This is a genomic window from Pedobacter sp. Leaf170, from assembly GCF_920984665.1.
Taxonomy (GTDB): domain Bacteria; phylum Bacteroidota; class Bacteroidia; order Sphingobacteriales; family Sphingobacteriaceae; genus Pedobacter.
The window spans coordinates 310,110-330,076 of sequence record NZ_CAKLBP010000007.1; the positions used below are offsets into that span (position 1 = coordinate 310,110).

A 19,967-nucleotide genomic window follows, 5' to 3' on the forward strand; every position below is an offset into this window, starting at 1 on the left:
ACATGAAATTTTTTATCGACACAGCAAATCTTGATCAGATTAAAGAAGCTCAGGATTTAGGTATTTTAGATGGCGTAACCACCAACCCTAGCTTAATGGCTAAAGAAGGTATCACAGGCGACCAAAACGTAATCAATCATTATAAAGCAATTTGCGATATCGTTGATGATAATGTAAGTGCAGAAGTAATTTCAACCACTTATGATGAAATCGTTAAGGAAGGTGAAGCACTAGCAGCGCTTAACCCGAAAATTGTTGTTAAAGTACCAATGATTAAAGACGGCGTTAAAGCAATTAAATATTTTTCTTCAAAAGGTATTAAAACTAATTGTACTTTAATTTTCTCTGCCGGACAAGCTTTATTAGCGGCTAAGGCTGGCGCAACTTATGTTTCTCCATTTTTAGGCCGTTTAGATGATATTTCTAGCGATGGCTTGGTTCTAATCGAAGACATTAGAACAATTTTTGATAATTACGGATACGAAACTCAAATTTTAGCGGCATCAATCCGCGGACCATTACACATTGTAAATTGTGCAAAATTAGGTGCAGATGTTATTACTGCGCCTTTAGCAGCAATTGTTGGCTTGCTAAAACATCCATTAACCGATAGCGGCTTAGCTACTTTCTTAGCAGACCACGCAAAAGCAGCTGGAAAATAAGTTTTGAGTCGAGCGTCTTAAAATAATAAAAGTCCTGAAATTGAACGTTCAGGACTTTTTCTTGTTATAACCATACTTATTTTTTCGGATACAAATATTTCTGCAAGAATGCCAAAGTTTTATTATCTGTAGCTATCAGGTTTTCTTTTTTAACAAAACCATGTCCTTCATCCGGGAATAAAACATATTCTACAGGAATACCATTTTTCTCTACACCTGCTACAATTTCATCGCTTTCTGCCTTTAAAACACGAACATCGTTAACACCTTGAAAAACAATTAATGGTTTTTTAATTTTTTGATAATTAAATACAGGTGAAATTGTTTTCAAACGAACACTGTCTGCCGTGTTCGGATCACCTAATTCATCGTATAAAGCTTTTTTAAAAGCCTCCCAATATGGCGGAATACTTTTTAAAGTACGCAACCAGTTAGCAACGCCAAATAAATCTACACCAACTTTAAACTCATTGGGATGAATAGTTAGCGCATTAAGAACGATATTTCCACCATAGCTTCCACCCATTATTCCAATCGAAGCAGTGTCGATATAATTTTGTTCCGCAAGCCATTTTTTACCCCAGATAAAATCTTTCAAATCTCCATTACCATGATCTTTATTATCCAATTTATAGAAAGCTTTGCCATAACCACTGCTACCGCGATTGTTAACAAGTAAAACAGCATAACCATGATTAACCAAAAACTGAATCGAATTGCTAAAACCTACCCTACTTTGTCCACCCGGACCACCATGGGCATAAACCAAAGCCGGAACTTTATGATTTTCTTCAGCATTTAATGGCTTGTAATAAATTGCCGGAATTTCTTTGCCATCGAAGGATTTAAAACGTACAACCTCTGCCTTAACCAAATCTTGCTCATCAATATTTTTATTTAGTGTTTTTGTAAGCTGTTTTAATGATTTTGATTCGGTATTGTATAGGTATAAATTTGAAGGACTTGTACTGCTGCCAACGGTGAGCAAAATATTTTTTTCACTGTCAGAATAAATTAAATCCAATACATCACCATCCTCAATTTTAGGAAAGTCGATTGTTTTATTGGAGGCATGGTCAAAAAGCAAAACCTTGTTTTTACCATCTTCATTGATGAATACAGTATGATATTTGCCGTTTTTACTTAGATAAAACCCGTCAACATCCCAATCTGTGGAGTATAACTTTGTTCTTTTATTATTAGCCAAATCATACTTCACCACATAAGTATAATCGCTAGAATCGTTAGTTAAATAGTAAAAAGATGCATCATCTTTTTCAAATCCTTGCGCTCTCCATGTTGATTCGGAATTGTTACTTATTGACGTTTTCTTCTTTGTTGCTAAATCCAATAGGTAAAGCTCATTCTTGTCTGTAGTGATGGTTTTAGTTAAGGCAATATATTTTTCGTTATTGCTGATGGAGCCAGGTTCATCACCTGTTTCATTTTGATAAATCATTGTTGGTTTCCAATCGGCTATGCTAATTTTCCATAAATCAAAGAATTTCTTATCGCGTTTATTGCTTAATATATAGATGTTGGTTTTATCACTATTCCAGCCGAAAAAAGAGTTACTGCTTCCTGCCCATGGCGTTATATCTTTAACTATAGAATCCGTTTTAGACGCTACAAAAATGTGACTATTTTCATCGCCGCCCTTATCAGAAGAATAAAAAAAATGCTTGCCATCAGGCAGATAATCAATCGCAAAATTAGATTCCTTTGTGGATTTTGTAAGTACCTTCGCAGATGTATCCGTCAGGTTTATTTCCTGTACATTAAAAATCCCTGAAGCGTTATTGCTTACTAAAATGCTCGAATCGTTTACACTGATTCCGGCACCTTCTATGGCAATATTATTGCGAAGTTGTTCGCTTGAATATTCTTTTGGAGTTCTGACTGATTTTTCTGGATTGTTACAAGAAATTACACCAATTGCCAAAAACAAGGTGTATAGAATTGTTTTTTGTTGATACATAAGAGGTTTAATTAGGGTAAAACAATCCTCTAACTTACTCAAAATGAACCAATAAAACAAAAATCTGAAAAACTAACTGTTTAGAACAGCTTTTATCTTTTCATAATTTATTTGCTCATCCGGCTCGATTAAAATCCCTTTTACTCCTGCCCCATTAGCCGCTTCAACATCGCGGGGTTTATCACCAATCATTACAGATAAAGCCGGATCGATATCGTACATATCTATTGCATCTAAAATCATTCCTGATTTAGGTTTACGACATTTACATTCGCCACCAACAGTTGGGTGGTGCGGACAATAATAAAAGCCAGCAATATCAGCACCTTTAGCTACAAAAGCATTTCTAAGCATTTGATGCATAATTGCCAATTCCTGCTCCGAATAACGTTTTAAAGCAATGCCGCCCTGGTTAGTAATCACAATCAGCAAATAACCTTCATCGTAAAATCTCTTTAAAACGGGAATTTGATAATCCAGAATTTTGAAATCCTCCACTCGGCAGATGTAATCGTATATTTCGTGATTTAGAACACCATCACGGTCTAAAAAAATGGCTTTATTCATTCGGAATTGATTTATTGTAATTTGCTGGCAAAATAAGCGAAAATAACTCGGATAAGAAAGATCTGCTTAATGTCTTCCCAGATGAGATTGCTTCAAACGATGAAAAATCGGCTTCGCAATGACGGTAAGTTATATGTCATGCCAGCAAACTGTATCATCTTGCTTGTATAGAAATATCTAACTCACCGTCATTCTGAACCTGGTCGAAGAAGCTCTTTAAAATGATGAAAAATCGGCAAAGCAATAACGGCAATGTTTGTCATGCTGATCTTCTCGAAATACTTCGCTCAATGTCATTCCGAGCGTAGTCGAAGCACCTACTTAATATTTAATCCAACCTTATGCCCCTTAACCGCAAAATATAAAATGTACAAATAACAAGGCAATACCGTTACGAAATAAGCTAGCTGAAAGTCTAACCCTAATTCATCTTTAATAAAAGCATATAATAATGGCCAGATTGCACCCCCAGCAATACCCATAACCATAATTGCAGAACCGGTTTTTGTAAATTTACCCAAGTGACTGATGCCTAGCGGAAAAATTGCAGGCCACATTAACGAATTAGCCAGCCCCAACAATGCAATAAAAATAATAGATACATAACCTGATGTTAAATAGGCAATTAGGGTAAAAATTAAACCTAAAATTGCACAAATTCGCAAAGCGAATTGCTGAGAAATATATTTGGGAATAGCAATAATACCAATGATGTAGCCCAGTAACATACCACCCAACGTAAGCGATGTGAAATATTTACTCACATCTGCACTGATACCTAAAGCCTTACCATAAACGCCAATAATATCGCCGGCCATGACTTCTGCCGCAACATAAACGAAAATACAAAAGGCACCTAAAAACAAATGCGGAAACTGAAATATGCTTTTGTGCTTAACCACTCCGCCACCATCTTCGGCCACTACATCCTCTTCAACATGTACCTCGGGTAAATCGGTAAATTTGATAAGCAACGCGAATAAAGAAAATAATATTGCCAATACAATGTAAGGCATATTTACCCTGCCTAAAACATCATTCAATAATTGTTCTTTAGCTAAACCAGTGGCAACTTCAATCTTCTTTTCGATAGCTGAAGCATTTTTTAAGAACAAGGTTCCCATGATGAATGGCACAATAATTCCGGCAAATTTATTACAGATACCGGCAATACTTATCCGCTTTGCGGCACTTTCTATTGGACCGATAATGGTTAAGTAGGGATTAGATGCTGTTTGCAATAATGCCAATGCTGCACCTTGAACAAAAATTCCGGTTAAGAATAGTCCGAAGGTTCTGCTTTGTGCCGCCGGAATAAATATTAAAGAACCAAGCGCCAAAACAACTAAGCCTAAAATAATGCCGTTTTTAAATCCTACCTTTTTTAATATCCATGATGATGGAAGGGCAAGAAAAAAATATGCCATGTAAGAAGCAAAGGTGACTAAAAAGGCTTGAATATCTGATAACCCAAAGGAAAGTTTGAAAAATGGTATAAGCGTTCCATTTGCCCAGGTTACAAATCCGAAGATAAAGAACAAGGCACAAATAACAACTAAGGGCTTCGGACCTCTATTTTGTGCGGAGCTTGAAATATTTGACATAAAAATATAGTTTGGTTGAGTTGATTTTGCCAAACTAAGAAATTATTCCAGCATTTTTTACATCAAACGTTTGCGTGATTTAATATTCATAAGAAAATATAAAATAATGACAGAAAATTTTTGCCAATTAGATTAAATGACGTATAAATCCGTACAAATTAAAGACACATACAAGCATATTTAACCTTAAGATGAACAATTAAACTCACATTTAAATTTACTACGCCATTTTGAGGCATCATTAATTAATTTTATTCAAAATACATGCTTCTTAAGTCTTTATAATATAAATTTATGTGAAAGCAGTAGAATATTGATAATCATTATTAAGCATGGAAGGCGATTTCATTTAGCGCAATATGCGCTCTCTAAAACCATGTTTCACGCTCATTTCATGCAATGAACATTTAATCTTTCTATAAATCAATATAGTTAGCACATTTAAATAATTTTTATTTGCATGAAATAGTGAAGAACCCTATATTTGCACCACTTTAAAACAAAGGGCTTAGGTCAATTAAATTAAAGTAGATTCCGTAGCTCAGCTGGTAGAGCATTACACTTTTAATGTAGTGGTCCTGGGTTCGAATCCCAGCGGGATCACAGAAGATAGTATCAAAACTACGTAAAAGCTTGCAAATCAAATGATTGCAAGCTTTTTTGTTTTGGTGGAAAAACTAAATTACTCACCGATTCTCATATTAAAAGTGTGTAATTCGGTGAGTAATTTCGGTATTAAAATAACTCACCGAATTATTTATAACCACTTGTTTAACAAGACATTCGACTATCGAACGTCTTGACGTTTTCAGACTGCAAGGCTAATTTTGTTGACCTTAATTCAGTTATATGAAAACTAATTTTAGCCTGCTTTTTTATCTTAAAAAGCAGAAAAACTATCGTGGCGGCCATGTGCCAGTTTATTTACGAATAACTGTTGGCGGAAAAAGGGCAGAAATGACCAGCGGGCTTGAGTGCGATCCTGAAAAGTGGAATGCCAAATCAGGCAGACAGGATGGAAAAAAGGAAGATGTCAGAAGCTTTAATGCTCATCTGGACAATCTCCAGTCAATGATCAACCAGGTCTACAGGGATCTTTTTGATGCCGACGAAGTTATTTCAGCCGAAGGCATTAAGTGCAGATTTATCGGGCGGGAAGTCCGGAAGCATACCTTGATGGAAGGCATCAAAGTTCATAACGAAAAAATGGAGGCTTTGGTAGGAAAGGAATATGCTATTGGTACCTTGAAGCGCTTTCAAGTTTTGGAAAGGCATCTTGTCGCTTTCATGAATGAAAAATACAAGATAACAGACATCAACATCAAAAATATCAACCATGCGTTTATACGCGATTTTGATTTTTTCCTGAGGTCAGTAAACGGTTGTGCCAACAATACCACAGTAAGGTATCTGAAAAGCCTTGGTAAAATCCTTCGCATTTCATTGAGCTTAAAATGGATTGACAGCGATCCAATGTTTGGCTACAAACTAAAGAGTAAAAATGTAGAGCGTTCATTTCTTACAGAGGATGAACTAACTAGAATTTCAGAAAAGCAGTTCTTAACCGAGCGGCTAAGTCAGGTACGAGATGTTTTTATTTTCTGCTGTTTTACCGGACTTGCGTATTCCGACATAGAAAAACTGAGCCTATCGAATATTAAAACAGGTGTAGATGGCAAAAAATGGGTTTTCACAAACAGAACCAAAACAGGAACCCGATCTGCTATTCCCCTATTACCTCCGGCAATCGCAATACTGGAAAGATATAGCGACCATCCATATTGCATCACAAAAGACAGGGCATTACCAGTTTCGAGCAATCAGAAGCTAAACGAATACCTCAAGGAAATTGCCGCAGTTTGTGAAATTGACAAACCTTTAAGCTCACATATTGCCAGACATACCTTTGCAACAACCATAACCCTACTCAATGGCGTTCCCATGGAAAGCGTATCCAAAATGCTGGGGCATACCAATATCAGGACTACCCAGATATATGCAAAGGTCTTGGATATCAAGGTAAGTGCAGATATGGCGATTCTAAATGATAAATATAATTAGATAAATAACCATCATTTGACAAATATTTAAAAATATTAGGCATTAACTTCTGTTTTGGTTAAGTTTGTATGATGTTAAAGGAATTGAACAAAAGAGTAATCGTTGTGCACTGGAAGAGATTTGCCAGTACGGACATCGACGTGTTTTCAAGTCTGAAGGGATTTTGCGACAGCTACCCCGCTTATAACTATAATACACTGAACAATTATCTTTCCAAAAAGAAGGTTCCATTCGAAAATGACGAAATCAAAATCGAAAGACAGCCACTGATACAAAAGGTCAGAAGACCCGACCTTCCAAAGGTATTGTTCTGGGACTTTGATTTTGACAAACTTGACTGGAACAGAAGTTATAGAACCGTTATGGAACGGGTGCTTGATAAAGGCGACCCTAAGGATTGGGAGGAGATGATCAGGTTTTATGGGAGAGAAAATGTGGTAAACGCCCTTAAAAACGACATTAGCTATCTTTCCGACATGACCATGGAAGCCGTTTGCGAATATTTTCAGTTGAGCAAAGAAAAACTCAGATGTTACACAAAGAAACAGTTAAACCAAGGACACTGGATCTAATCCAGACGTTGATGAAAGACCATCAGCTCAATTCCTTTTACCTTGTAGGCGGTACCGCACTATCTTTGAGAATTGGGCATAGGGAATCCATAGACATTGACCTATTCAGCTCTTCGGATTTTGATGGAAACGAACTAGCTGAACACTTACGAAATAAATATGGTGCAGACGTAAAACGTCACAAGGAAAATTATGCCAGCGGAAGTATTGGCGAAGTGGATTTTGATTTTATTTCGCACAAATATCCATCAATCAAACCAATCGAAAATATAGAGGGAATTAGGATGATGTCCAACCGGGACATATCGGCCATGAAAATCAATGCAATCGTTAATAGCGGACAACGGATCAAGGATTTTATCGATATACACTATCTTCTAAAGGAATTACCATTGGATGAAATTATTGGTTTCTACTGCCGTAAATATCCAAATGTAGATCCTAACACCGCCAAATCGTCTTTAATGTACCATAACGATATCGATTTCAGCGTTCCAGTAAAATTGATGGATGGAAAGCTAAAATGGCAGGATATTCAGGATAGTATAGTAAAAGCAGTACGGGAATATACCCGTATTCAGGAAATCAAAGAGTTGAACAATAAGTTGAAAGAAACAAGGAACGACAATAAAAATGAACGAGGCAGTGGAATGGGTCGTTAGGTTAGAGAATGCACTAATCCAATCATTTCGGCAAACCACCGTCCTAAAAGCAATCGCATTTTCATTACAAGGCTCAGCAGGAAAAATACTTCGACAGCTTCACCATCGGCGAAGTATGTTTTCTAGCAAATCCTAAGGGCTTGTCGTTGGCACAAAGGGATTCTTCAAAGGTTATCACAATTTGTGATAACCTGCCATCAATGTGACTATTAACTCATCCGAATATTTGAACCACTTAGGAATATGATTGCTGATAACACCTAAAGTCGTCTGGGTATAGAAAAGAAAAAGCTGAAAAACTATTGTTTTTTAATACCTGTTAGCGGTAAAGGAGCCACCTGTTTCTAAACGAAGGAGCATCGGGTTCAAATCGGATGAACTGTAGTACCTAGATGCGGAATCGCATTTCCTTATATACCATGGTGAAAAGCGTTGGGTAGTGATTGGGCTTTCACAGGCCGAAAATGCGGGAAGGCCAGCTCTCGCAATAGTAGATTAAAAATAACTTAATGATAACAGAAAGCAACTCCCTTATGATCATGCTCTCTGTTATTTGTTCATCTATTTTGTTTCTGCCTTGTTACTATAAAAGAAAAGTTCAGGAAGCTGATCATCTGGTTACAAAAGAAAAGCATATCAGTCATTTCCTCTCCTTCCGGAGATTCAGCTTCCAAATGCACCCAGCCCTTGTAAAGTTCCCATAAATTTGCCCTTGCCTCATGCAATGGAAAATTAACGAAAAAATATTCCATCTCAGAATCCGCATTTTCGATTTCTTCTTCTGTAAGCCCTGAAGGTTGATAATCGATTAGTTTTTTAATCTCTTCCATGTCTGTGTTTCTATTTGATTTCAAGCTCATACTGTTTTTTGATTTCATCTATATACGCTTCGAAATGCTCCTTATAATAACCCTTAGGGATTTGAATCTTAAAGTTTTTACGACCAAAAAAAAGGACTACCCTAGAATCCGTTTCACATTCCAATAGATACCAAACAGTGGGGTTTGCAGACGAACAGATGAAAAACATAGCAATCCTGTCTTCGGAAAAATGCAAGACCTTTTCTTTTACTTTGAGCCTCAATTTAAGTTCGTAATAATCACCCTTATCACTAAGTAAAAAATTTAAACGGGGTACTTCACCTGAGAATCTGGCAACCTGCATATCCTTTTTCATGGGTCTTTTCTGAATATTTCTCATCCCATAGGTAAACAGGTAATGTGTAGATGGCTCCCTCGACAGTATTGGGAGTGCTTTATTGAATAGTTCGAAAATCTTCCTCTTATTGCTGAAATTGAGATCGTCTATCTCAACAGAACGTTTATCACTGTCTCCGTATTCCGTAAACTGAATCTTTGCAATTTTCTTCATTTGGTAGCAGATGCTGTTCAGCTTAGTTTGATTTTCGGACAGTTCAGATTGTTCAAAACTATCGTCTTCTTCGAAGAGAAACCCCGTGAAAGATTTTACAGTTTTATTGTCCGCATTGAAGGTAAAGCTATACGGTATCAGAAATGGATAATGGTTGGAATGGAACCTGACGGGATCGGTATTTGCAAGGCAATAACCAATAAGGTAGTTCTGGTTTAAAGTAGCTAATCCATCATTAGCACACTTTCTCTCTAATACCTTTCGTTCTGATATGTGCAGGAAATAATCATCCGGCCTGAAAAAACCCTTAAACTCTTTTTTTAACCTGATGTCCACTCCATATCTATCACAGATTACTTGGAGATATTTGGTTTTTCCGGTTGCTTCATTAAAGCATTCCGGCCAATAATATTTCTCAAAGTCATGAAATTCATTCCATAACATGGCCCTCAAAGTACGGTAGGCATATCTTCCAAGATAATTTTCATCTGTATCAATATTGCAGCTTACCAATAAATGATCATACTCCACCTTCAGGTAAACTTTTACAGGCGGCTCATTTTCGAGCTTTACCCTAATTGTCAATATCCCTTTCTTAAATGAAAGCACTTTTTTTTCAACCATGTAATATGGTCGGTTCCCGGCTCGAAGTTCTGTGTGTGACTCCAAAACATTCAACCTCAATGTACGGGTACTCTTATCAAACGGAAGTTTATAGAACTGGGATTTAGGTTTTCCGGCAAGTATCATTTCATCACCCATTTTCAGTTTCTCCTTTCGATGCTTCCGCCTCTTCACATTCGGCAGTTAGAAGATCGATCTTTTTATCACAAAGATCTTTGGCGAGAATTAAAAAATTATGAACCAGGCTATATAGTTTATCAGCATCACCCATCTCGACATTGAAATTATCTTTATACCTGGCGTGGCTGTAACTATTCATGAGCTTCTCAAAAAGCCTTCTGTTTTCTGGCGTTCCAAGCAAAAGCGCTCTTGGCTGCTCCGAGAAACATGCACAGATATCCAGTAGCCTGCCCAAATGATGAATATCCGACCTATAAGCCATAAAAACCCTGATCATGGCAATGCAGGATTGCTCAACAACTTGGTGAAGCATAAAAACGCACACATTGAATTTTTCATTACTGTAGCATTCCCCTGCTCCGTCCAAAAATCCCTGCGCCATTGGAATCCTATGGTATAAATGCTTACGGGCTTTTTCAAGAGATATCTTTTTATCAAGAATATATTCAGGAAACAGGTTCAGCGTACCATCATGACTGTATAGCTGAATGCCGGTATTAAACACTGTAATAAAAAATCTATTGTTACCTGCAATAGCTGTATCGATGCTCTCTTTGCTATGAACAAGGATCGTGATCTTGCCATGGTCAAAATGCGTATTTACATAATCCTGAACGCCATGCTCAATTCTTGTGGTGCCCCCAATTACCATTAATAAGTAATAGTGAAAATTGCTGCTCGTCTGTTCGGGAAAGAAAGAAGTAAAAGAATTCTTTGTAGAACTTATTTCACCGAACTTTAGAATTTGCAAGGGCGTGAATCGCTGTGCAAGTTCTTTAACAAAATTGGAGAACGGCTCTTGCCAGCCCTCCACTGGCTTTAATGATTTCTTTTTCATATCTTCATCGTTATTATGAAGACCAATTTCGATTAGAAAAAGCGGGTACCGAACTAATAATGGTTGTTAAATACAAGCACAGGGTTGTTTTTAACCGTCGGAAATTTTTAAATATATTTGGCCATGGAAACCTCAGAAAAAACGAATAGAATGCATCTTGGTAGAAAAATAAGCCGTATCCGTGAACTGCGTGGAATGAAACAGGAAGCACTTGCTACAGAGCTTGGCATAAGTCAACAGGCTATAAGCAAACTTGAACAAAGTGAGGAAATTGAAGAATCTACACTGGAGAAAGTGGCAAAAGCATTAGGCGTAACCTCTGAAGGAATCAAACACTTTACAGAGGAGACAATTTTTAACAATATCAATAATTTTCATGATAATTCAATTCAGAATAATTTCAATCCCATCGAAAAAATAGTTGAATTATATGAACGTCTGTTAACAAGCGAAAAAGAAAAAAATGATTTACTTAAAAACAGATAAATGATGCATTGTCAAATAGCAGCGCTATTCTAGAATTAAAATTGACTTTCAATTAAACTATAAAAAATTCAAAGTCTTAAGATTTAGGGCAATACTTCAATGCCGCTTGCTTAATCTCGTTCATACTTTTGTATCTATGAATTAGAGATTACTTTAAAAATGTCCACAAACTATCAATTTAGGTTTACAAAGTTTTTTCAATTACTGGCAACTTTACGGGTTAACCACGATTAGTTCAAACAATAAGACAATCTTGTACTGGAAATATGATAAGTATCAATTTTAGCCCGCATTCTAATGGAATGTTAGTTTTCTAGAATAGAGGCAGATGGCTTATTATGCAAGAATCATATCTATTTTAAAAAACAAAAGTTGAGGAAAAAAGTCTAGCTAAATGCAAAGGGTGGAGTTCTTAACTATAATCATATAATTATTCCCGATGTACTTTATAACAATCATACCATAGGTTTTGTTATTTTCACTTAGGATATGTATTAATATGATAATTAAATTGTTAAATTACTGATATATATATTCCAATTTTTAATCAAAAATGAGTTTGATCGTTAGCTTTATTAAAGATTTATTTGAATTTTTGTAATAATTATTTAGATTCATCAATTAGCAATCTCCACTTTACCAAAATAAAAAGCATAATGGCACGAGCAGACCTTCTATTAAAATTAGTTAAAGCAGGTAGTTCTGGCGATAATGGATTATTTGTCAAGGTTGTCGAATCTCTAATTGCAGAAGAAAGGAGCAAACAGCACCATGTTGTTGCGAGCCAATTAGAGGATATTTTACATGCAAACAAATTCGAAAAACAGAATACGGCTCATAAAAATCCAAAAACTTTGTTGGATGAAAAACTAGAGAGTTTTCTTTTTAGACTTTACCCTTCGAGAAGCCTTGACGAAATTGTTCTTGATAGAGAGAATAAGAAAATTATAGCAGATCTTGTTCAAGAACATCATAGAAGCGACTTACTTCGCTCATATAATTTAGAGCCAAGAAATAGAATTTTGTTGGCTGGCGCACCTGGTAACGGGAAGACTTCCTTGGCAGAAGCAATCGCTCAATCTTTAATGGTTCCATTTTATGTAATCAGATATGACGGAATTATTGGAAGCTACCTAGGAGAAACAGCATCAAGACTTAAAGCTATGTTTGATTTCATAAGAACTCAAGAATGTGTATTGTTCTTTGACGAGTTTGATGCTATAGGGAAAGAACGTGGAGATACACACGAAACAGGCGAGATAAAACGTGTTGTGAGTTCACTATTACTGCAAATTGACAGACTGCCAAGTTACGTTGTTGTAGTTGCCGCAACCAATCATGCAGAGTTGCTTGACAGAGCCGTTTGGAGACGTTTTCAAATTCGAATGGAACTTAAAAAGCCAGATCGAGTAATGATAGAAAACTGGTTAAAAAAGTTCGAAAATCAAGTAAAATATAGTTTACAACACTCTCATAAAACGCTCTCGGGAAAATTGGAAGGATTAAGTTTTTCAGAAATTGAAGAATTTGTATTGGACATACAGCGTAAGTACATCCTATCTCTGCCAGAGGTAGATGTGAAGAGAATCGTTGCAGAGTCTTTAGATCACATATCCAATAAGTACCAAATAAAAAATGGCTAAAAAACCTCTCCTTATCTTCCCTAGAGCTTCCTCAGGTTCTAGAGACACCTTACCTCCTTTTAGCGGGAATTTACGCTATCCAAGTAAGGAAAAACAAATTCAGTTACTCGACAATCGCATTGGTGATTTGGAACGTGTTTTAGAGAATCAAACAGCATACCTTGGTCTGAATCCAGCCAACCTTGTGACAGAGATGATTTTGGTTTTAGAGATAGCTGGAAATATTAAGGATTTCTTTAGTGCCGTAGCGAATACTCCTGGGATGGAATTCTTAGGCGAGCTTCAATCCGAGGTGGATCCAGATGATGATTTTTACACTGTTGACAGAAACGGGCAAAAAACTAATAAAAAATTTGGTGCAAGATTATTTCTCACTATGACAAATCAAAATGCACTCAGTCAATTAAGATCTTATTGGGAGGAATATAAAAAAGACTTAAGCGCACAAAAATTTAGACTCGGAACAGCAAAATTCAGAACTCTTTTTGAACAGTTGAAAGATTTAAGGCCTTACAGTGTTGCGGATCGAATTTACGATACCGGTTTATCCGACTACCTTGAGGAAATGCGATTATTAGGGGTGGATCCTGTAAAGTTTGAAATTGAGCTTGCATTCAAAAATGACACAGCGAAGGATAACCGCGCATATGGTGAAGTTATTGAACTACTAAGAATGAACGAGGGACAAGCTGTTCAGAGCTCAAGAATAATATTACCTGAAATAAGCTATCATGCTTTTATAGCAGAGGCTCCACTTTCATCATTTGATGACCTAACAGAAAACTCAAATATTATTTTCCTTAAATCTCAACAAATTCTATACTTCCGACCAGTCGGTCAAACTATTTTTAACTTATCTGAAAAACCTAAGCTCTTAGATTATAGCGACGATATACCTGCTCTTAATATTATCAATTCACCCTCAATTGCATTGTTGGATGGTTTACCATTAGAAAATCACGTTTTACTAAACGGAAAAATCATCGTAGACGATCCCGATGAATTTTCAAGAAATTATCTTGGTCAATTTAGAGTGCATGGAACAGCCATGGCATCTCTGATAATGAACGGTGATTTGAGTGAGGGCGATGTACCGTTGAAAAGAATGTTGTATGTACGTCCAATTTTGAAACCGATCGCTAATAGTCAAGAAGGTGGAGAATTTTTGCCTGATGATAAGCTTCCGGTAGATCTAATCCATCGTGCAGTAAAAAGAATGTTTGAGGGCGAGGGCGAGACGCAACCCACAGCACCTAATGTAAAAATCATTAATTTCTCGATAGGTGATCCATTCCGACCTTTCCACAGAAATATAAGTACTTGGGCAAAACTCATAGATTGGCTATCTTATAAATATAATGTGCTATTCATTATAAGTGCCGGCAATAAAACAGATGATGTTAACATTGACATTCGCCCGAACAATTTCGACAACGCAACTGTACAGGATATCCAGTCAGCTACATTGAGAAATTTAATTGAAGGAAACTTTGACAGAAAAATCTTAACACCGGCAGAATCCATTAATTCGTTAACTGTTGGAGCTTCACACCATGATAGCTCTCCTCCGTTCAATTATCCACAAAGGAAAAACCTAATTGATAGTTGCTTTCTATTAAGCCCAATAAGTAGGATTGGCTTTGGTTACAATAATTCAATAAAACCTGATATATTAATGCCTGGTGGCAGAAAGTTGTTTAGAAAACCATTCAATCAACCAAGTCAGGATAAAACATTTCTTACTCTCGAAGGAAACCAATCAATTTCAATTGCGCCAGGTAATTTGGTTGCATTACCGGGATCTCAAGGAGATATACAAAAGTCAGGATATTTATCTGGAACAAGCAATTCTGCGGCATTGACCACAAGACTAGGAGGAAAACTTTATGAAATGTTAGTGGAACTAAACAACGAATTGCCGGAAAACCAAAAAATTCCTTCCGAATATTTCACTGTGATACTTAAGGCATTACTCGTTCACGGATCAAGCTGGGGTGAAGCACAACAGATACTATCCGATTTACTAAGAAACCAACCCGGGATTACTGGAAACACCTTAAAAAAACATATTTTCCCTTATCTCGGGTATGGGTGTGTTGATGCTGAAAAAATTCTTTACTGTACTGATCATAGGATTACTTTAATAGGATTTGGAGAACTTACCTGCAGGGCTAATAATGATGCTCACATTTATTCATTTCCACTACCTCCCTCTCTAGCTGGTGTTAACATTGATAAAAAACTGGCCATTACCTTGGCATGGATAAGCCCGATAAATTTCAAAACTGCACAGTATAGAAAAGCACATCTGTTCTTCGACAATCTGGATGGAAATGGTTTTTTAACTCTTGAGAGAAATAGTCACGATTACAGATTAGGTAAGAAAGGAACTGTTCAACATGACATTTTAACTGGGGAATATGCTGACGCATTCAGAGATGGTGACAATTTAAATATTAAAGTAAGTTGCAGAGGTGACGCATCAGGACTGTCGGTTAACACGCCTGTTCGTTATGCTTTAAATGTAACTTTAGAAATTCAAGAGAACGTTCACACAATGATATACGAAGAAGTCAAATTACGTCTGCAACAGCGAATCCAAGAAAGGGTATAGTTGAGAGATTTAGTCATGCAAACTGGAAATTTGCGAAAAATTGAGGGTGCGATTCCTCATAATGCATTTATTAGCTAAAAAACGAATGAAAGCATTATAAACCATGGCCTTCAGTATTTTTAAGTATTTAATTTAAAATTAACAAATGAGTTCAGAACGCCAACCGGATATTGCAACTACATATAAATATCTCATGTTGTGTAATATTTATTCTTCATAAGTTGCAAAGAAAAATTATTCATTTAGTAGGATTGATTTTTCAGGTTGACTTACTAAAAGGATAGAAAAACTTAAATTAAAAAGGAAAATAGGTATGGGATAGATAGCTATTTTGATTCTCTTGTGCCTTTAATATTTATTTCACTCCGATAGATTGTTTACAGTTTACGGGATTATTATTGTTTCCAGCTTTTCTACAAGTTCAACTAGATTATAAATTTCATCTACTATTGCTTTGTTATGTGATAACAAGACATCTGGCATATTTAAAAGTTTTTTAAAATTATCTCTTTCACTGTTTTCAGGTAAGAAATTTTGCATTATCAGCGAATTGTTATGAGCAAACTCATTGCGATCCAATTCGTCTAAGGCAACTTTTACATTACAAATCCATTTATAAAATTTGTCGTTTTCTAACTCTTGATGATCAATTAATAGCTGAGGCACAACGGTTGCAAAATAAGTTCGCTTTAACTCTTTAGGTTTTTTTAAGTATGTGTTAAGAACTAAGCCTACTCGGTTCCAATAGGAATAAATAGCATGGACAGTAGATTCAATCATGAAAGTGTATCTATGATTATATACATTTGGCTTGCCTGTTTCAGTACTTATTTTATCCCTGAACAATATGCAACTTGCAATCCCAAAGTGTATTTGACTGCTCAAGCCTTGTATCTCATATAAGAAATGATATCGGTATTCATCATACAATTTATTAAAAAAGCTAAGGCGTGCAAACCTATCCCAATAGGTGTCTTGATAGAATTTTTGTATCATAGACAAGTTAGTAATTTCATATTTTTCTGAAATATCTTTAATAGCCTCATCTAATTCGAACAAGTAGTCGCCCATATATTTTTTAAGTTATTAAAATTTATTTAACTGCCCTAATCTTATTGCTTTGTTAACTAAAAGAATAAAATCGAATTAAGCGCTTTGGACAAATGCAGACACGTGATTAGTCAGTTTACCATTTATCTACAATTGATTTCATAAACTTAATCTACTAAAAACTATAATTATTTAGCAATATCATTTTACGATTAATGGTGAAATAATGATAATAATTAGCATAAGCTGGTTATTAGTATTGGATTACCGAACTTACCTCCTCAACCCTCGTGACTGTTGTAACTTTTTACGCTTACGTTTCTCAGCTTCCTCAGCAGAATCGACATTTGGGGGCTCGTAGGTAGGTTCCATCAAGATTTCCAATAGCGCAACGCCAGCATCTTTTGCAATAATCATCATATCGGTAACACTGTCAAAAACTCCATCTGAAATTCCTTTCGTCAAACTATCTATACTGATATCTCTTGAAATGTCAGTCGAGAGTTCGGAGATCATCTGCATCTGGGTTTTCTGTTCAGGAGTTCCGTTCTCCATAACATTTGCATATATAAACTTATCCTTCAACCCTCTGTCAAATTTGAATAGATTATCAAACACCTCCTCACCAGACTGTTTAAATGCAGTTCGGTTAAATTGCCCTAGTATTGCAGAATGTTGTTCATTCTTGCCTTTTGAGGTATTTTGAGGACTAAGTTTGACTTTATTGCTTAAATCTTTACGACTTACGATCACCTGAACATGCATTTGTCGTCCTTCTTTTCGATCACCCTTTTGCTTTGTTCCATTTTTTACTTCTTTATCTGTGTGCTTGTAGTAACGGTAGTTTTCAACCTTACCAAACCATAAAAGATCGCTATTCATATGGATACCCGGTCTTTTAAAATTCTTGGCGTATTCGTCCATAACATTTATAGCAAATTCTTTTAGTTTCTCTTTTGCACCACTCTCTCCGTATTGTTTAAAAAGATGTTCTAGCTCCTTTTGGCTCGGACTGATATTAATCAGAAAAAACTTACTGTCTTCACGACCAAGCTTTGCGATGTTATTATCGATGTTAACTCGAACTTCCTGCCTTCTGATATCATTTCTTACACCATTGAACCAGTTTTCGTAATCTGATACTGAATTTTCCCCATTCTTCTGGTCATTCTCCTTTTCTAGATAATTGACCAAAGCTCCACTACTACCTTTGTTATTTCCCGTCTCGGATGCTGTAATGTTAATGTACATAGGCTAAATATTTTCAAGGGATTTTCTGACATGGCTTTGCAATTCCTCCTTTTTGGCAGCTGATACTGGCCATCCCAAAGATTCCCTCTGATTGATATAATAATTGAGTATCTCTCTAAAACTGGACTTCAGTTTACTTTTTTCATTATGATACTGGTGAGTTGCGGAAATTTCTTTTTCCAGTTGCCCCAGGCGGTTAGAAATTACGTCACTTTTCTTTTCCTCTTTCTGTAGATGCTGCCAGATTATTTTGAAATATTCTGTATGCTCTTTAGCTATAATAGTGAGTCCGTTACTGTCAGTAAACATGGGTAACAGAAAATCCTTTTCCTGCTTTTTGAAAAATGATATTATCCTGCTTACTCCGTTTACCAGCTCTTTTTTAAGTAGCTCGTCATTGAAGTCGATCGGGTCTTTTTTTGTACCAAAAAAATAATTCACCATCTGTATAACCACTAGTTTTTTCGGCCTACCCAGTTTCATCGAAATTTTTTCCAGTTTTTCGTCTGTTGATTTTGGGTATCTCACAGACTTAACATTGATATCTTCCATTACCATCTCCTTAAAAGTTCTTCTCCAATCCAATATTAAGTTCCACTTCACTACCAAGCTTTGGATGCCATGAGGGTTTATATCTGATAAAACCGCCTTCCTTCAACTCCCTGATATTTTTATGGTATGTAGAAACAGACTTTATTCTTGAAAAACGCATAAGCATTTTTCTATTTACATTAAATGGAAGTGTTGGGTCGTTATGATTACAACAATGAACCAATGCGATCAACATGCTTAAATGTGTTGGGAAGAAATGCGGCTGCTTGGAGGCATGCGCAAAGTATCTTCGCAATCTTTTGTGGTACGAATTTTCATCTTTCTTCATTTCATTTCCCCTCCATCATCTTTTCAATTTTTTCCCTACTGTAGAACATAGTTCCCCCAACCTTACGAAATGGCAAGTTGCCATTGATACGCAAATTCTGTAGTGTACCAGGCGAAATATTTAGCATTTTCCTTACCTCAGCACTCCTTAACCATGATTTATTTGAGACACCACTATTAGTTTTTAATATATTTTTCATTTCATTCAGCATTTCTGTCTTGAACTGCTGCAGATCATCCATTGTAATGATGTCCATCTTCATAATTAGCTCCTTTCATTTTGATATATGCATCAATGCACATATACATATATTTTTATATTCAAATATTCGGTATACCTCAAAGTATACCGTTTACTGTTTCTATCGGCCTGAAAGGCCAACAAATATCCCCGGAGGATACTTGAAGCCCCTGTAGCGATAGCTCAGGGCAAGCAAGTAGGGCCACTGCCCAACTTCCGCTTGCTCCATTTTTTTTGAAAAATGGACTTTCTGCAATACGCCTATCCCTCAAGGTTCTCTATCTCGGTTCAGCAATGTAATTCGACTGGCAAGGGTCGGATGGTACGACGGTTCGTATTTGACTAGGCCATTCGCTATCAGTTCGCTCATACATTTGTGGTAGGTGGCATAGGAACGGATTGCCGAATGTTTCATCAGTTCACGCCTTGAAATACGAATTGGGTTTTGCCCAAATGCTTTGTCATGATACATCAGTATTGCGCAATATAGACTAAGATGCGATTGACGGAAACGCCTGTTCCCGCTGGCGAGTTTCAGAAAACTGGCCAGTTGTTCTGTAAGCATACGACCAACCCATCTTTTTTTTGGCAGATATTTTAGGCAGTTGGTTTAGTCCAATTATTTGGCATAAGTTCTTTAAGCTTATTTGCTTTGTGTGATGGTATTCTTTCCAGGATATCAGT

The 19,967-nt window shown here is 36.3% G+C and carries 19 protein-coding genes and 1 tRNA gene; 8 read left to right on the forward strand and 12 right to left on the reverse strand.

Annotated features, from left to right (window positions below):
* Window positions 1-2 precede the first annotated feature (2 nt).
* Entirely contained in the window at window positions 3-662 is a 660-nt protein-coding gene (fsa, locus tag LUA90_RS17100; RefSeq protein ID WP_231459545.1) for a fructose-6-phosphate aldolase, read from the forward strand.
* A 76-nt stretch (window positions 663-738) separates the two neighbouring features.
* Here the strand turns inward: fsa and LUA90_RS17105 are convergent, their stop codons facing one another.
* From LUA90_RS17105 to LUA90_RS17115, 3 genes are all read right to left on the reverse strand, one after another.
* A complete protein-coding gene (locus LUA90_RS17105; RefSeq protein ID WP_231459544.1) occupies window positions 739-2,640 on the reverse strand; it encodes a S9 family peptidase in 1,902 nt (633 codons plus the stop codon).
* Between the two features lie 72 nt (window positions 2,641-2,712).
* Entirely contained in the window at window positions 2,713-3,207 is a 495-nt protein-coding gene (locus LUA90_RS17110; RefSeq protein WP_231459543.1) for an HAD-IIIA family hydrolase, read from the reverse strand.
* Window positions 3,208-3,524: 317 nt separating this feature from the next.
* Entirely contained in the window at window positions 3,525-4,811 is a 1,287-nt protein-coding gene (locus LUA90_RS17115; protein ID WP_231459539.1) for a sugar MFS transporter, read from the reverse strand.
* 530 nt (window positions 4,812-5,341) lie between these two features.
* On the opposite strand from LUA90_RS17115, the gene LUA90_RS17120 reads away from it, so the two are divergent.
* The 4 genes from LUA90_RS17120 to LUA90_RS17135 all read left to right on the forward strand — a co-directional run bounded on the left by LUA90_RS17120 (window position 5,342) and on the right by LUA90_RS17135 (window position 8,106).
* Window positions 5,342-5,414, forward strand: a tRNA-Lys gene (locus tag LUA90_RS17120).
* A 246-nt stretch (window positions 5,415-5,660) separates the two neighbouring features.
* Window positions 5,661-6,872, forward strand: a complete 1,212-nt coding sequence (locus LUA90_RS17125; protein ID WP_231491857.1) for a site-specific integrase — start codon at window positions 5,661-5,663, stop codon at window positions 6,870-6,872.
* A 68-nt stretch (window positions 6,873-6,940) separates the two neighbouring features.
* Window positions 6,941-7,444 carry a hypothetical protein gene (locus LUA90_RS17130; protein ID WP_231491859.1) on the forward strand — a complete coding sequence of 168 codons (504 nt, stop codon included), beginning with the start codon at window positions 6,941-6,943 and terminating at the stop codon, window positions 7,442-7,444.
* 11 nt (window positions 7,445-7,455) lie between these two features.
* Complete coding sequence (locus LUA90_RS17135) at window positions 7,456-8,106, forward strand: nucleotidyl transferase AbiEii/AbiGii toxin family protein (protein WP_231491860.1); 651 nt, start codon at window positions 7,456-7,458, stop codon at window positions 8,104-8,106.
* Between the two features lie 557 nt (window positions 8,107-8,663).
* On the opposite strand, the gene LUA90_RS17140 is transcribed toward LUA90_RS17135, so the two are convergent.
* From LUA90_RS17140 to LUA90_RS17150, 3 genes are read right to left on the reverse strand one after another with little or no spacing between them, the layout of a single operon-like run.
* Window positions 8,664-8,936, reverse strand: coding sequence for a hypothetical protein (locus tag LUA90_RS17140; RefSeq protein WP_131539906.1), 273 nt, complete (start codon window positions 8,934-8,936; stop codon window positions 8,664-8,666).
* A 10-nt stretch (window positions 8,937-8,946) separates the two neighbouring features.
* Window positions 8,947-10,275: a hypothetical protein gene (locus LUA90_RS17145; protein ID WP_231491862.1), complete on the reverse strand. Its 1,329-nt coding sequence runs from the start codon at window positions 10,273-10,275 to the stop codon at window positions 8,947-8,949.
* Window positions 10,232-11,119: a HEPN domain-containing protein gene (locus LUA90_RS17150; protein WP_231491864.1), complete on the reverse strand. Its 888-nt coding sequence runs from the start codon at window positions 11,117-11,119 to the stop codon at window positions 10,232-10,234. Before LUA90_RS17150 ends, LUA90_RS17145 begins: the two co-directional genes overlap by 44 nt.
* 123 nt (window positions 11,120-11,242) lie before the next feature.
* Here LUA90_RS17150 and LUA90_RS17155 point away from each other — a divergent pair, with 123 nt between their 5' ends.
* From LUA90_RS17155 to LUA90_RS17165, 3 genes are all read left to right on the forward strand, one after another.
* Complete coding sequence (locus LUA90_RS17155) at window positions 11,243-11,605, forward strand: helix-turn-helix domain-containing protein (RefSeq protein WP_231491866.1); 363 nt, start codon at window positions 11,243-11,245, stop codon at window positions 11,603-11,605.
* 656 nt (window positions 11,606-12,261) lie between these two features.
* Complete coding sequence (locus LUA90_RS17160) at window positions 12,262-13,248, forward strand: AAA family ATPase (protein WP_231491867.1); 987 nt, start codon at window positions 12,262-12,264, stop codon at window positions 13,246-13,248.
* Entirely contained in the window at window positions 13,241-15,862 is a 2,622-nt protein-coding gene (locus tag LUA90_RS17165) for a S8 family peptidase (protein WP_231491869.1), read from the forward strand. The genes LUA90_RS17160 and LUA90_RS17165 overlap by 8 nt, the downstream gene beginning before the upstream one ends.
* Before the next feature lie 384 nt (window positions 15,863-16,246).
* Here LUA90_RS17165 and LUA90_RS17170 read toward each other — a convergent pair whose 3' ends face one another.
* The 6 genes from LUA90_RS17170 to LUA90_RS17195 all read right to left on the reverse strand — a co-directional run.
* The gene (locus LUA90_RS17170; RefSeq protein ID WP_231491870.1) at window positions 16,247-16,933 is read right to left on the reverse strand and encodes a hypothetical protein; all 687 of its coding nucleotides are present in this window, start codon (window positions 16,931-16,933) and stop codon (window positions 16,247-16,249) included.
* Between the two features lie 252 nt (window positions 16,934-17,185).
* Window positions 17,186-18,163: a DUF5712 family protein gene (locus LUA90_RS17175; RefSeq protein ID WP_231491871.1), complete on the reverse strand. Its 978-nt coding sequence runs from the start codon at window positions 18,161-18,163 to the stop codon at window positions 17,186-17,188.
* A 3-nt stretch (window positions 18,164-18,166) separates the two neighbouring features.
* Window positions 18,167-18,766, reverse strand: a complete 600-nt coding sequence (locus tag LUA90_RS17180) for a BfmA/BtgA family mobilization protein (protein WP_231491872.1) — start codon at window positions 18,764-18,766, stop codon at window positions 18,167-18,169.
* Window positions 18,726-19,043, reverse strand: a complete 318-nt coding sequence (locus LUA90_RS17185; RefSeq protein ID WP_231491873.1) for a hypothetical protein — start codon at window positions 19,041-19,043, stop codon at window positions 18,726-18,728. The genes LUA90_RS17180 and LUA90_RS17185 overlap by 41 nt, the downstream gene beginning before the upstream one ends.
* A gap of 1 nt (window position 19,044) precedes the next feature.
* Entirely contained in the window at window positions 19,045-19,305 is a 261-nt protein-coding gene (locus LUA90_RS17190) for a helix-turn-helix domain-containing protein (RefSeq protein ID WP_231491874.1), read from the reverse strand.
* Window positions 19,306-19,774: 469 nt separating this feature from the next.
* The coding region (locus LUA90_RS17195; RefSeq protein WP_231491875.1) for a hypothetical protein at window positions 19,775-19,967 on the reverse strand (193 nt) is incomplete at its 5' end.

Coding starts and splice junctions, on each gene's coding strand:
- fsa (WP_231459545.1), top strand. CDS start 3: ATGAAATTTTTTATCGACACAGCAAATCTTGATCAGATTAAAGAAGCT.
- LUA90_RS17105 (WP_231459544.1), bottom strand. CDS start 2,640: ATGTATCAACAAAAAACAATTCTATACACCTTGTTTTTGGCAATTGGT.
- LUA90_RS17110 (WP_231459543.1), bottom strand. CDS start 3,207: ATGAATAAAGCCATTTTTTTAGACCGTGATGGTGTTCTAAATCACGAA.
- LUA90_RS17115 (WP_231459539.1), bottom strand. CDS start 4,811: ATGTCAAATATTTCAAGCTCCGCACAAAATAGAGGTCCGAAGCCCTTA.
- LUA90_RS17125 (WP_231491857.1), top strand. CDS start 5,661: ATGAAAACTAATTTTAGCCTGCTTTTTTATCTTAAAAAGCAGAAAAAC.
- LUA90_RS17130 (WP_231491859.1), top strand. CDS start 6,941: ATGATGTTAAAGGAATTGAACAAAAGAGTAATCGTTGTGCACTGGAAG.
- LUA90_RS17135 (WP_231491860.1), top strand. CDS start 7,456: ATGAAAGACCATCAGCTCAATTCCTTTTACCTTGTAGGCGGTACCGCA.
- LUA90_RS17140 (WP_131539906.1), bottom strand. CDS start 8,936: ATGGAAGAGATTAAAAAACTAATCGATTATCAACCTTCAGGGCTTACA.
- LUA90_RS17150 (WP_231491864.1), bottom strand. CDS start 11,119: ATGAAAAAGAAATCATTAAAGCCAGTGGAGGGCTGGCAAGAGCCGTTC.
- LUA90_RS17155 (WP_231491866.1), top strand. CDS start 11,243: ATGGAAACCTCAGAAAAAACGAATAGAATGCATCTTGGTAGAAAAATA.
- LUA90_RS17160 (WP_231491867.1), top strand. CDS start 12,262: ATGGCACGAGCAGACCTTCTATTAAAATTAGTTAAAGCAGGTAGTTCT.
- LUA90_RS17165 (WP_231491869.1), top strand. CDS start 13,241: ATGGCTAAAAAACCTCTCCTTATCTTCCCTAGAGCTTCCTCAGGTTCT.
- LUA90_RS17170 (WP_231491870.1), bottom strand. CDS start 16,933: ATGGGCGACTACTTGTTCGAATTAGATGAGGCTATTAAAGATATTTCA.
- LUA90_RS17175 (WP_231491871.1), bottom strand. CDS start 18,163: ATGTACATTAACATTACAGCATCCGAGACGGGAAATAACAAAGGTAGT.
- LUA90_RS17185 (WP_231491873.1), bottom strand. CDS start 19,043: ATGAAGAAAGATGAAAATTCGTACCACAAAAGATTGCGAAGATACTTT.
- LUA90_RS17190 (WP_231491874.1), bottom strand. CDS start 19,305: ATGAAGATGGACATCATTACAATGGATGATCTGCAGCAGTTCAAGACA.